The following is a 13,567-nucleotide window of genomic DNA, read 5'->3' as shown; positions in this document are numbered from 1 at the left end:
GTTTCATTGATAATTCTTTTGTTGACTATCATTTCACGAGTGCCCACACAGATTGCATGGTCAAATTGTTAAAGAACGTTAACTCGACACTGTGTGTCGGTTGAGGCTGCGTATCTTACCAGCGCTAACCTCGATGTCAACAACTAATTTCAAAAAACATTTTTCGAAACTCTTTACTGACAAGGCTTGTTAATAGATACATTCTTATTTTAAAGAACTCATCGTTTTTAACAAGCAAGGCCGGCAATTCTAATCATTTACACTTCAGAGTCAAGCTCAAAAATGGCAACAAAACTTAGCAGGCCAATCACCAACAAGTTATCCACAATTTGTGAATAGCTTACTAATAAGCCGTCATCCCGTTGGTGAGGCGGCATTATAGGGGCACCTAAAGTATTAGCAATGGTTTTTTTGACTTTTTTTGCCAATTGATGACAAAAGAAACGTAAACGGGGAAAAAACACAAAAAACGGCCAAAGCAACGCTTCAAGTACCCATTGTTATTGAAGCGCAACGTTAAGCGTAGACAATAACTACTCTCTGTGTGGTAGAACCTTTAAAAAAGAGGGCATATTAGCCCTATAAAGAGATCTAGCTCGGTAGGCTAACAATAAAAGAAGGGTTTAGCAGATTTTCACGGTCATAACGCAGTGGAGCATCATCAAGGCTTTTAACAATAGCTCCTGCACTTTCAGCAATACATTGACCTGCTGCAGTATCCCACATCATTGTAGGACCAAGCCTCGGGTAATATTGAGCTCGCCCTTCAGCGACTAAGCAAAACTTCAATGACGAGCCCACCGCGACTAATTGGTATGTAGAAAGCTGCGCTAAGAACTCTTCCATCTTCGGGCTAGGATGAGAACGGCTCCCGACCACAACCGGCGAACTGGCAGGTTTTACTTTGATTTTTTCTCGCTGATTATTTCTAACGAGCCAAGCTTGACAGCCATTACCTAGCCACGTCTGACCAAGGGCAGGAGCATGAACAACAGCCATGACCGGTTGCCCATCTTCTATCAACGCAATATTAACGGTGAACTCACCATTCTTACGGAGGTACTCTTTCGTGCCATCTAAAGGGTCAACTAACCAAAATCGCTGCCAGTTTTTTCTCTCCGACCAAGGGATATGTGCTGACTCTTCAGAAACAATGGGGATATCGGGTGTTAATGCTGCCAACCTTTTTAAAATAATTGCATTTGCAGCTAAGTCGGCCGCGGTAACTGGGCTGCGGTCCTCTTTTTCTGACACCTCAATATGAGAGTGGTAAAGCGACATAATGGCCTCACCGGCTTCCAATGCAATTTGGTACAGTGACTCAAGCTGGTTTCCCACACATCACTCCTTTCGTTATTCAATAATTTTTCGATCTCTCAGTACATCGACACATTGATCAACTAATCGCTGCACATCATCATGACCCGCAGATAAATGAACCTCAGCGCCTAATGGCTGCTCATACTCTGAATCAATGCCAGTAAACTGTTTGATCTCACCTGCACGCGCTTTTTTATATAAGCCTTTCGGGTCTCGCCTTTCACATTCATCCAGCGGTGTGTCTACGAACACTTCCAGAAACTCTCCAGAAGGAAGCATGTCACGCACTAACTGACGTTCGTGGCGGTGGGGAGAGATAAATGCACTTAATACAATCAACCCCGCATCGGCCATAAGCTTTGCCACTTCGCCAATTCGACGAATATTTTCCCGGCGGTCTTCCGCGGAAAATCCAAGATCTTGGCACAACCCATGTCGAACGTTATCGCCATCTAATAAATAGGTGTGATAACCCATTCCTGCCAAGCGGTGCTCCAATGCCCCGGCAACCGTCGATTTACCCGCCCCACTTAGCCCTGTAAACCACAGTACACATGGTTGTTGTTTTTTCTGATCGGCCCGGAAGGCTTTATCGATTTGGTGAGTATGCCAAACAATGTTGTCATTGTTTGTCGAACGAAAAACCGACGTCATAACTGACTCCATATACGTTTATCATTAAAAAGGAAAAAGTCGAGGTATCAAGGCCAGTACGACGACCGAATACACCAGTGAAATTGGCAACCCAACACGTAAGTAGTCTTTCAGCTTGTAATTCCCCACGCTATAGACCAATAAGTTAGTTTGATAACCATAAGGAGAAATAAAACTGGCACTGGCACCAAATAAAATCGCCATGATGAAAGGCATAGGATCAACGCCATAACTCAGCGATAGACTGTAAGCAATGGGGAATGCCAATGCAGCTGCCGCGTTATTGGTCACAAGCTCCGTTAATACTAAAGTAAGTAGATACACAGCAACTAAAGCACCGTACATCCCCCCCCCTGCAAACCCGGTCATCAGCATATCTCCCATTCGTTCAGAGAGCCCGCTCGATAACATCAATTGAGCGAGTGACAAGGCCGAGCCGACAATCACCACAATATCAATAGGAAACCGTCGTCTAAGTTCGGCAAACGAGACCACTCCGAAGGCAACCAGTAATACTAAGTAACCAGCCAAACCTTTGATGATAGGTAACACATCCAATAACGCCGCCGCGATAACCAGCATGAAACCAAAGAGAACCATCGTACTTTTCTGGCTATCCAGCCTGGCACTCGAATCCAGTCCATTCACGAGAACAAATTCACGATTAAGTTGCTGCTTTTTAGTGTTGAAGTTTTTTCCCGGCACTACCACCAAGGTATCGCCAGCATGCAGTTCAATGTTCCCCAGCCCACCAGCTAATCGTTCATGGCCACGACGAATAGCCACAACAACCGCATCGAATCGCTCGCGGAACTGGACGCTCTTTAAGGTCTTGCCACGGATTCCGGCTGAATGACTAACGATAACTTCAAGCATGGACTGACCATTAAGGTGATGCTGACCAAACAACTGGAGCCCGTTAATTTCCTGTAGTGTCGTTACACTCTCCACATCGCCACAAAATAGCAAAGTATCACCAGCCTTGAGCTGTGTGTCAGGACAGGCCGGCGCCAGTGTTTGGCCATCACGAATAATCTCCGCTAAAAACAACCGTCTTAGCGCTCTTAAGCCATTTTCGGCAACGCTTTTACCGACCAAAGGGGAGCCCCCAACAACTTTCGCCTCCAAGAAATAAGGCAGATCGTCCTGTGAGCTCTCGTCATAGATAGGAAGCAAATAACTCAGCGGGATCAATATCAGCAAACCCACAGCCAATACTGCCAGGCCAATCGTCGTTGGCGCAAAGAAACCTAAGCTGGGCAACCCAGCATCTTCAACAAAGCTATTGATGATCAAGTTTGTCGAGGTGCCAATTAAGGTAAGTGTCCCGCCCAATATGGCGGTATAGGACAAAGGGATCAACAAGCGCGATGGGGCATGGCGCTGGTTGCGCTTGATCGCTCCGATTAAAGACACCACGACAGCTGTGTTATTGGTAAAGGAAGAAAGGAAGGCGGTAGATAACCCTAACTTCGCTACCACCGTCGATTGCCCCCCACTTGATATTTGCTTCCCGACCCAGCTGATCAACCGGGTTTTTTCCAATCCAATAGAAACAAGGATCAGCAACACCAAAGTCAATAGTGATGAATTGGTAAAATTGCCTGCCAACGTCGGCAGATCAATCATCCCAGCCTGAAAGCCAACGAAGGCCGCTCCCGCAAACAAATATGCAGGCTTGATCCTTGTTGTTAGCAGGCAGGTTACAATCACCATTAACATGGCGAGAACCATTCCTTGTTCCCATTGCATCATCATTATCCCAACAACTTACTGATGTCCTTCGCCTGCCAATGAGGGAAGTGTTTACGGATCAAGGCATTGAGCTCCACTTCAAACGCGGATGTTGAGGTGAGGGTTTGCTCTGCGGCAAGTGCTTCTCTAACCATCCCAGCACCAACGGTGACATTGGTTAGACGGTCTATAATAATGAAGCCACCAGTATCTGAACTATTAAGGTAGGGATCAACGGCAATTGACTCTGTCAGGGTCACTTCACATAAACCAATACCGTTCAGCGGCAGACTGTCAGTCTTAAATGTACCAAGATTGTTGATGTCCACCTGATGACGAATAGCTGAAATGCTCCCCACTGTCTTTTTACCGACCACTTTAATATCGTATTGCCGTCCCACTTCAAGCGGTGCTTCTGCCATCCACACAATGTCAGCGAGCACTCGGTTGCCTAATGGGACCTCGTTATTGGCAGCAGCCAAGGTATCACCACGGCTAATATCAATTTCATCGGCCAATGTCAGCGTTACAGCTTGGCCCGCAAAGGCAGCAGGCAAATCACCGTCAAAAGTCACAATACGCTCAACATGAGACTGCTTACCCGATGGAAGCACCTTAATGGCATCACCTACGTTGATCGTGCCCGATGCGACAGTGCCAGCAAAGCCACGGAAATCTAAATTAGGTCGATTCACATACTGGACCGGCAGACGGAAATCTCCCGCTTGGCGGTCAACATTGATATCTACCGATTCCAGCATCGCTAGCAACGATTCACCATCATACCAAGGAGTCTCATCGCTGAGGTCAACGACATTGTCCCCTTCCAGAGCGGATAGCGGTACCAGCTTGATGTCCAGTTGTGGATTGAGCTGCTCGGCAAACGCGAGGTACTCATCACGGATAGATTCAAAACGTGACTGTTCAAAGCCCACCAGATCCATTTTGTTGATAGCCACGATGAAATGGCGGATCCCCAGCAGGCTGGCAATGTAGGAGTGGCGGCGAGTCTGATCCAATACCCCTTTACGGGCATCAATCAAGATAACGGCCACATCACAGGTTGAGGCTCCGGTCGCCATGTTGCGGGTATACTGCTCGTGTCCAGGTGTATCGGCAATAATGAACTTACGCTTTTTGGTCGAGAAATAACGATAAGCGACATCAATTGTGATCCCCTGCTCCCGCTCGGCCTGAAGGCCATCAACCAACAGTGCCAAGTCTGGTTTATCACCGGTCGTCCCGACCTTCTGGCTATCGGCATGAATGGCAGCCAATTGATCTTCATAAATCTGCTGCGAGTCATGGAGTAGGCGACCAATCAAGGTACTCTTGCCATCATCTACCGACCCGCACGTCAGAAAACGCAGTAGAGATTTGTGTTGATGCTGGTCGAGATAGGCTTCAATACCCAGCTCGGCCACTTGTTGTTCAATTGCACTATTCATTACTCTCTCCTTAGAAGTATCCCTGACGTTTTTTGAGCTCCATCGAGCCGGACTGATCATGATCAATCGCCCGACCTTGTCGTTCACTGGAGGTGGCCACCAGCATTTCTTCAATAATGCCGGTGAGCGTATCGGCCTCTGATTCAATCGCTCCCGTCAGTGGGTAACAGCCCAAGGTTCTGAACCGCACACTCTTTTGCTCTATCTGTTCACCGGGTTGAAGTTTCATTCGGTCATCATCAACCATGATCAACATGCCATCACGCTCAACAACCGGTCGCACGGCCGACAGATATAAAGGCACTATCTCGATACCTTCGAGGTAGATATATTGCCAGATATCCAATTCAGTCCAGTTAGATAGCGGGAAGACACGTATGCTTTCACCTTTGTTTATCTGGCCGTTGTAGGTCTTCCATAGCTCCGGTCTTTGGTTCTTCGGATCCCAGGTATGGTTCTTGTCACGGAATGAGTAAACCCGCTCTTTAGCACGAGACTTTTCCTCATCACGTCTCGCGCCACCAAACGCGGCATCAAACCCGTATTTATTCAGCGCTTGCTTGAGACCTTGGGTTTTCATGATATCGGTATGCTTGGATGAGCCATGGGTGAAAGGGCCCACCCCCATTGCCAACCCTTCAGGGTTTTTGTGTACCAGCAGGTCAAAGCCGTATTTCTCGGCAGCCCGATCACGAAACTCGATCATTTCACGGAACTTCCAATCGGTATCGACATGCAAAAGCGGAAACGGGATCTTCCCCGGGTAAAAGGCCTTACGGGCAAGATGTAGCATGACCGAGGAGTCCTTACCGATGGAGTACATCATGACTGGGTTATCAAACTCGGCGGCAACCTCGCGAATAATATGAATACTCTCCGCTTCCAGTTGCTTTAAATGGGTGAATCTTTTCGGGTCCATTACTCTCTCCATGCTAAGCCAGTTTCACCACAGCACCTTGTTCATCCGCATTGGGATAATCCGGCTGTGGTTGCTTTCCAAACCAATGTAATTTTTCTGATAAATTGACCACTTCACCCACCACGATCAGTGACGGGGAAGCCGCCTGTTGAGCTAACTCTCCCAACTCTTTAAGTTGGCCTTTGTAAACCTTCTGGGTTGGCTGAGTACCACGCTCAATGATCGCAACCGGAGTGGTACCCTCGCGGCCATGCTGAATCAGCTGCTGCTGGATATCTGAGGAGTTCATCAGTCCCATATAGATGACCAAAGTCTGATTGCCCCTGGCCAAGGTTTGCCAGTCGAGCTGATCACTACCGGCTTTTAGGTGCCCTGTGACGAACATCGCCGTTTGGGCATGATCCCTATGGGTCAATGGAATGCCAGCATACGCCGTTGCCCCCGCCGCTGCAGTGATCCCCGGTACCACCTCAAACGGAATATTGTGATCAAATAAGACCTCCAACTCTTCACCACCGCGGCCGAAGACAAAGGGATCACCTCCTTTTAGGCGAACAACACGCTTACCTTTGGCAGCATATTTCACCAGCAAGCGGTTGGTCTCCCCTTGAGGCACGCTGTGAAAGCCCGCTTTCTTTCCAACACACACACGCTCGGCATCACGACGGACTAAGTCCATCACCTCATCCGATACCAAGTAATCGAACAGCACCACATCGGCCTGTTGCAATAATTGCAACGCCCTGAGAGTCAGTAGCCCAGCATCCCCGGGACCAGCACCAATAAGAGCGACTTCGCCACCAAAGCTTTGCCCTTGGCTCAATTGATCCAGTTCATACTCGGCCGATTCAATCTGTCCAGCAGCTACCAATGAGGAAAAACGCCCATTGAAAGCTTGCTCCCAGAAACGGCGACGGGCCGAGAATGATGTGACCGTCTTGGCCAAGCGAGAACGAAAACGTCCCGCGATCGTAGCCATTAGGCCGAGGTGTTGTGGCAGTAATGCCTCGAGCTTTTCACGTATTAATCTTGCCAGTACCGGCGCTTGGCCCGATGACGAAACGGCGACGATAATGGGTGAACGGTCGACAACCGCTGGGACGATAAAACTGCAGCGCTGAGTATCATCCACCACATTGACCAACACCTGCCGCTGGTTGGCTGATTGGTAAACAAGAGCGTTTAACGCCTTGCGCTCAGTAGCGGCAATCGCGAGGAAAATGCCATCAAGGTGATGTGGCGAGAATTCCTCGTCCTGGTAAGTTAACTGGCCGTTATCGACCGCTTGCTGGAAAAGAGGAGACAGCTCCGGGCTGATGACTTTTACGTCGGCCCCTGCCTTTAACAACATCTTCGCCTTGCGCCAAGCAATATCATTGCCCCCGACAACCAAGCACGGTCGGCGCTTTAAATCAGCAAAAATTGGCAGATAGTCCATATGAGAGTGCCCCTGAGAATCCGTTGATAGAAGCACTATAGTTGCGGTGATTTATTACCTGAAATTCTTAAATTTCATTTTTTATTCCAAAAAGTTCGCCCCAAGATATAACTCTCGCTTGCTCGATAAAAACAGAGATAAATCAGCTTATTTGGGCAAAACCCTATAATTGTCGGGAAAGGGATGCTCCATCACTGTGATATAGGCTATTTCCTCATAAGCTATGACTTTTTGGCCTAGGCTTATGCGTAGCCAAAATGTTGTTTTCTGATCCAACCTATTCCAACAACTCGAGAAAATACGCAGAAAAACGCGATTAATCACACATAAAAGCTATTCTCTTACGCAATTTAGGAAGCGTTTTTGTTACCTTATGCACGCTTTCCTATACCGAACTCACGGAGAAAATTATGAAGTTATCAGCCAAACCCTTATCGGTTGCGATTTTGGGTGGCATGCTGGCTATGGCAGGACCGGCTACAGCAGACACCATCAAGCTTCGCATCCTGGAAACAACGGATATCCATACCAATGTCATGGACTATGACTACTACAAAGACAAGCCGACCAAAAAAACAGGCCTCGTCCGTACAGCAACATTGGTAAAGCAAGCCCAGTCTGAGGTAACCAACAGTGTTTTGGTTGATAACGGGGATTTGATCCAAGGTAGCCCAATGGGCGATTACATGGCGGCTAAGGGCCTAAACCAGGGTGATATCCACCCCGTTTACAAAGCGATGAACCAACTGAACTATGAAGTGGGTAACATCGGTAACCACGAGTTCAACTACGGCTTAGACTTCTTGGACAAAGCCATTGCAGGGGCGAACTTCCCTTATGTCAATGCCAACGTCTACGACCTGAAAACAGGTAAAAACCTATTTACACCTTATGTGATCAAGTCTCACACATTCAAGGACACTGATGGTGCCGAGCACGAAGTGAAGATCGGCTACATCGGCTTTGTGCCACCGCAAATCTTGGTGTGGGACAAGCGCCACCTAGAAGGCAAGGTCAAGGCTGAAGATATCAAACAGTCTGCTGAAAAGTTCGTCCCTCAGATGAAAGCAGAGGGTGCTGATATCATTGTCGCAATCCCGCACTCGGGCGTGTCGACAGACCCTTACAAAGTCATGGCTGAAAATTCGGTGTATTACCTCACTGAAGTGGAAGGTATCGATGCGATTGCCTTCGGTCACTCACATGCTGTTTTCCCAAGCACAGCATTCGCTAGCCTGCCAAATACCGATGTGGAGAAAGGCACCATCAACGGTATTCCAGCAGTCATGCCAGGCCGCTGGGGTGATCACCTGGGTGTGATCGACTTGGTTTTGAAGCAGAAAGACGATAGCTGGACGGTAACCAGCGCTCAGACAGAAGCCCGCCCAATCTTCGATAAGATCAAAGGCGAAGCGATTGTTGAAGCTGACGAGAAAATGGTCGAGACCATTAAAGCTGAGCACGATGGCACCCGCGAATTTGTTAACCAGCCTATCGGCAAAGCCAACGATGTCATGTACAGCTTCCTAGCTCTGGTACAAGACGATCCAACGGTACAGATCGTCAGCCTTGCCCAGCAGGATTACGTTGAGCGCTTTATCCAAGGCGATCCGGATCTAGACGGTATTCCAGTATTGTCTGCAGCGGCTCCATTCAAGGCCGGCGGCCGTGGAAACGATCCAACAAACTTTACCGAAGTGGAATCTGGACAGCTTACCTTCCGTAACGCAGCTGATCTCTACCTGTATCCAAATACCCTAGTGGCACTGAAAGTTACAGGTAAAGAAGTGAAAGAATGGCTGGAATGCTCTGCAGGCCAATTCAACCAAATCGACCTGAACAGCACCAAGCAGCAAGGCCTGATCAATTGGGATGGTTTCCGCACCTATAACTTTGATGTCATCGACGGCGTCAACTACACCATCGATGTTTCCCAGCCAGCTCGTTACGATGGCGACTGTAAGCTGATCAACGACAAATCAGAACGTATTCAAGATTTGACCTTCAATGGCAAGCCTGTTGACCCAGCACAGCCATTTATCATCGCCACCAACAACTACCGCGCTTACAGCGGTAAGTTTGCCGGTACCGGTGAAGAGTACATTGCATTTGCTTCGCCAGATGAAAACCGCACTGTTGTCGCGGATTACATTACCCGCGTAAGCAAAGAGCAAGGTGAAGTAACACCAAGCGCCGACAACAACTGGCGTTTTGCCCCGCTGAAGAGCGAGAAAGAGCTAAACGTTACTTTCGAAACCTCACCGGGCGACAAAGCAGCCAGCTTCATCAAAGACAAAGCACAATACCCAATGGAAAAAGTCGGTAAAGATGAAATCGGCTTTGCGGTTTACCGAATCGACCTGCAAAAGTAAGTCAGAAGAACGAATCGCCTATGAAAATACCACAGCCTCGGCTGCGGTATTTTTTTGGTATGATAGAGCGTTATCTGATCCCTGTGAGCACAAGATGAAAACAGCCCTGACCCAGTATCTCCAGAACCATGGCGCCGATGAAGAGCCCCTCCAGCAAGCCATTGCGGCAGCAGAGCCGATGGAACTGCCGACCCGCCATATCCTGCTCAACCAAGGCGCGCAACCTGACTGTGCCTATTTTCTGGCTGAAGGTATTTGCCATGCCAGTTACCTAACGCCTGAAGGCCGTCACTTCAGCAAGGAGTTTTACTGGGAACAAGAGCTTATCATCGGCTTTGAAAGCCTACTGACTGGCCGACCTTCCGAATATGTACTGGAAACCTTATCAGCTAGCCAGTTACTGGCACTGCCCCTTACACTTATCGAACAATGGAAAACGACCAGCCCTCGCCTCTATATGGCCTTGCTGGAGCGCCAACTACTGTTTAAGGAGCATAAAGAGCGCTTTATGCTCATCCATTCCCCGGAAGAGAGATATACCTTGTTTTGCGAACACTTCCCTGATCTTCAGGCACAACTTGCCGATTACCAAGTTGCCTCCTACCTTGGCATTACCCCCACCAGTCTGAGCCGGATCCGAAGCTGTGAATAACAGCAAAAATAACAGCAAAAATAACAGCTCAACTTACCTTAAGTTAATGCCAAGCCTATAGGGTTCATTTATCCTGATGGGCCTATGAACCACATCAACCACCAGGAGAATGTAATGCAATGGCAATGCCTTCGCTTTGACCAACTAACCACACACCAGCTTTATGACTTACTCAAGCTGCGTAGCGATGTCTTTGTGGTTGAGCAGACTTGTGCGTACCCGGACTTAGATGACCATGACAAAAACCCCGGAACTTACCATTTACTCGGCTATCAAGCAGAGACATTGATTGCCTACTTGCGCCTATTGCCTGAAGGTACGACCTATGATGGCGTCAGCATTGGTCGGGTTGTGACATCGCCAACTATACGTGGCAAAGGGGTGGGTTATCCGCTGCTTGAGCAAGGGCTAGCGATGGCCGAACAACTGTGGCCAGGGAAAACCATTGAGATTGGCGCTCAGTCGCACTTACAACATTATTACCAGCGCTATGGTTTCGAGGCGTTCTCTGCTGAATACCTTGAGGATGGCATCCCTCATATCGATATGCGGATCACCAAATAAAAAAGCCACAGAGGTGGCTTTTTTATTTGTCTCTATCTAGGCGCAAATAATGCGCTACTGGGTACGGCGAACAAAACTGCCATCGGAGCGGCGGAAAAACAATACCGACTCGCTGTTACGACGTTCAATTTGCAGAGCGTCCAAACCACCCTGCGCAGTCTGGCGGTAACGTAACCATTGGCCAGCCTTGATTCGGCTCAGTGGTTTGTCATCGCCTTCAATCGCAGCCACCGCATAGAGATCATTGAGCGGCAAGTTATGCTGGCGGAATATATTGGCGAGGGTCTCGCCACTTTTTACCTGATAGCGCTGCCAATCAGCACTTGCTGACTGAGATAACGCCGCTTTCACCGTTTTTTCTGGCTGCTTGGTTGCAGGCTTGGAGGCAACAGGCTGACTCTCAACCGGATCTAATGGCCTGATACGAGAAGGACGAGGCGGCGATACCGGCTCTTCCCTATCCCCTACCGCCACATTTTGTGGTTGCTGGCTCTCCAAGTTCAGTGACAACTCACGTCGAACAGGCTCGGATGACTCAACCTGCACTGTTTGCTTTCCTACAGGCATGATCAATAAGACAGCCGTAACCGGAACCAATACCGCCAAGGCACGGCGATGCAGTTTAGGTAACAGCTGCCACTTGCTTTTCAGCGGTGCAAGCTTGGCACAAATAGCCGCCCCTCCCTGTTTGAACGCCTCCTTATCAAAGGTGATACGAGGCCACGTAAATTCACTCTTTTTATTCGAACGGCGTTTGGCCTGTCCCATACACTCCACTCCAGCGCTATCTGATTCACGCTATCCATCGACAGCTTATTACAATGGTTTACCCCTAGGGGGAGAAACTGTTATCCTGCCTGCTTTATTTATTCTACTAAAGAGATGACACCATGTCTGACGTAAAACTAGATACAGTTGAAACTAAAGCAAGCTACGGTATCGGTCTTCAAATGGGCCAGCAACTAGCACAAAGTGGTCTAGAAGGCCTGAATGTTGCTGCTATCGCCAAAGGTATCGCTACTTCTCTAACTGGTGATATGCCAGAAATCGAAGTCGACGACATCAACAACGCACTACGTGATCTACACACTCGTGCAGAAACTGTTCGTCAAGAGCAAGCTAAAGCTGCAGCCGCTGATGGCGAAGCGTTCCTAAAAGATAACGCACTACGCTCAGAAGTTACAGTAACTGAATCTGGTCTTCAGTACGAAGTTCTTGTTGAAGGTAACGGTGAAATCCCGACTTCAGACAAGCAAGTACGCGTTCACTACCACGGCGAACTAACAGACGGTACTGTTTTCGACAGCTCCGTATCTCGCGGTCAGCCTGCTGAATTCCCAGTAACTGGCGTAATCGCTGGTTGGGTTGAAGCTCTACAAATGATGCCTGTTGGCTCTAAGTGGAAGCTATACATCCCACAAGACCTTGCATACGGTGAGCGCGGCGCAGGTGCTGCGATCCCTCCATATGCAGCTCTAGTATTCGAAGTAGAACTACTAGACATCCTTTAATCGCCCAGCGATTACTGACAAAAACGGTGCTTCTGGCACCGTTTTTTATTGGCCTAATATCACCACCTTCCCGTATTATCCTACCCAAATTTTGTCCCTTTTTATCTTTTAATTCATTTTTTGCCATAGAATTTGGTATCTAAGCCGCATTCCTGACTAATCTTTAATAAGAAACCCAATAGTCGACGCCTACATGGAGGATTGCGAAAGATGTACCTATTGACCCGAACCCGAGCCAAAACTTGGCTACTGCTGCTTGTTGGCTGCTTGCTATTACCTGCCACCAGCCACGCCTTCAGCCTTTCTGACTTATTCGGCGGTGATGACGAAGAAGCGGCATCCACCCTTAGCAACCCACTTACCGATTTACTCAGCAGCCAGCTAGATGTCTCGACAGAGCAAGCCGCAGGCGGAGCTGGCGCCTTGCTTTCCATTGCCGCTAGCCAGCTTGGTGGTGAGCAAGCAACCGAACTAACCCAGATGATCCCCGGGCTGGACTCCCTGACCGGCAGTCTGCCTCCCGGCACCAGTGCGTTGCTAGGCAATATGGATACCATCAACCAGATCTTCAGTGCACTCGGTATGGATCCCAGCATGGTAAGCCAGTTCATACCGGTCGTGATGCAGTTTGTGGGCGATCAGGGAGCCAGTTCGTCCCTGATGGATAACCTCGGCAGCATCTGGCAAGCCGCAGGATAACTAGTTACGGATAAAAACGCGCGCAAAGATACCGCGCAAGCCCTACCTTTCTGTCAGCATGATGTAAAAAAGCCTTACCCAGCAATGGGTAAGGCTCAGATTGCTGACGAACCCCACTTTTTAAGTGGGGTTCTTTTTTAGAGAGCGGCCGCGATCGCGATTTTTTTACCTACCAGCTCGGTTGGAGGCTCCTTTGCTCTTCTCGCCTGATATTGACTCGTAATAGCCTAATTAGAGCGTTTATAAGGCCTATTTT

The 13,567-nt window shown here is 48.6% G+C and carries 12 protein-coding genes; 5 read left to right on the top strand and 7 right to left on the bottom strand.

Annotated features, from left to right (window positions below; genetic code table 11):
• Positions 1-591 precede the first annotated feature (591 nt).
• From cysQ to cysG, 6 genes are read right to left on the bottom strand one after another with little or no spacing between them, the layout of a single operon-like run.
• Complete coding sequence (gene cysQ, locus NHN17_RS23835) at positions 592-1,338, bottom strand: 3'(2'),5'-bisphosphate nucleotidase CysQ (protein ID WP_255045154.1); 747 nt, start codon at positions 1,336-1,338, stop codon at positions 592-594.
• Between the two features lie 15 nt (positions 1,339-1,353).
• Positions 1,354-1,974, bottom strand: a complete 621-nt coding sequence (cysC, locus tag NHN17_RS23830) for an adenylyl-sulfate kinase (RefSeq protein ID WP_255045153.1) — start codon at positions 1,972-1,974, stop codon at positions 1,354-1,356.
• A gap of 24 nt (positions 1,975-1,998) precedes the next feature.
• Complete coding sequence (locus NHN17_RS23825) at positions 1,999-3,726, bottom strand: SLC13 family permease (protein WP_255045156.1); 1,728 nt, start codon at positions 3,724-3,726, stop codon at positions 1,999-2,001.
• Positions 3,727-3,731: 5 nt separating this feature from the next.
• Positions 3,732-5,156, bottom strand: coding sequence for a sulfate adenylyltransferase subunit CysN (gene cysN / locus NHN17_RS23820; protein ID WP_255045152.1), 1,425 nt, complete (start codon positions 5,154-5,156; stop codon positions 3,732-3,734).
• Positions 5,157-5,166: 10 nt separating this feature from the next.
• The gene (gene cysD, locus NHN17_RS23815; protein WP_255045151.1) at positions 5,167-6,075 is read right to left on the bottom strand and encodes a sulfate adenylyltransferase subunit CysD; all 909 of its coding nucleotides are present in this window, start codon (positions 6,073-6,075) and stop codon (positions 5,167-5,169) included.
• A 13-nt stretch (positions 6,076-6,088) separates the two neighbouring features.
• Positions 6,089-7,513 (bottom strand): siroheme synthase CysG, encoded by a 1,425-nt coding sequence (gene cysG, locus NHN17_RS23810; protein ID WP_255045150.1) that lies wholly within the window; start codon positions 7,511-7,513, stop codon positions 6,089-6,091.
• 410 nt (positions 7,514-7,923) lie between these two features.
• Here cysG and NHN17_RS23805 point away from each other — a divergent pair, with 410 nt between their 5' ends.
• From NHN17_RS23805 to NHN17_RS23795, 3 genes are all read left to right on the top strand, one after another.
• On the top strand, positions 7,924-9,885 hold the full coding sequence (locus tag NHN17_RS23805; RefSeq protein WP_255045149.1) for a bifunctional 2',3'-cyclic-nucleotide 2'-phosphodiesterase/3'-nucleotidase: 1,962 nt from the start codon (positions 7,924-7,926) through the stop codon (positions 9,883-9,885).
• Positions 9,842-10,537: a Crp/Fnr family transcriptional regulator gene (locus NHN17_RS23800; RefSeq protein ID WP_309243493.1), complete on the top strand. Its 696-nt coding sequence runs from the start codon at positions 9,842-9,844 to the stop codon at positions 10,535-10,537. The genes NHN17_RS23805 and NHN17_RS23800 overlap by 44 nt, the downstream gene beginning before the upstream one ends.
• Positions 10,538-10,651: 114 nt before the next feature.
• A complete protein-coding gene (locus NHN17_RS23795) occupies positions 10,652-11,101 on the top strand; it encodes a GNAT family N-acetyltransferase (protein ID WP_255045148.1) in 450 nt (149 codons plus the stop codon).
• Positions 11,102-11,155: 54 nt separating this feature from the next.
• On the opposite strand, the gene NHN17_RS23790 is transcribed toward NHN17_RS23795, so the two are convergent.
• Complete coding sequence (locus tag NHN17_RS23790) at positions 11,156-11,869, bottom strand: LysM-like peptidoglycan-binding domain-containing protein (protein ID WP_255045147.1); 714 nt, start codon at positions 11,867-11,869, stop codon at positions 11,156-11,158.
• Positions 11,870-11,991: 122 nt separating this feature from the next.
• On the opposite strand from NHN17_RS23790, the gene bamJ reads away from it, so the two are divergent.
• On the top strand, positions 11,992-12,612 hold the full coding sequence (gene bamJ, locus NHN17_RS23785; RefSeq protein WP_255045145.1) for a BamJ family beta-barrel-assembly machinery protein: 621 nt from the start codon (positions 11,992-11,994) through the stop codon (positions 12,610-12,612).
• A 210-nt stretch (positions 12,613-12,822) separates the two neighbouring features.
• On the top strand, positions 12,823-13,311 hold the full coding sequence (locus tag NHN17_RS23780) for a DUF2780 domain-containing protein (protein WP_255045144.1): 489 nt from the start codon (positions 12,823-12,825) through the stop codon (positions 13,309-13,311).
• Positions 13,312-13,567 lie beyond the last annotated feature (256 nt).

The organism is Photobacterium pectinilyticum, from assembly GCF_024357955.1.
GTDB classification, from domain to species: domain Bacteria; phylum Pseudomonadota; class Gammaproteobacteria; order Enterobacterales; family Vibrionaceae; genus Photobacterium; species Photobacterium pectinilyticum.
The sequence above is the reverse complement of the archived record's forward strand: the minus strand, read 5'-3'. Positions and strand labels throughout refer to the sequence as shown.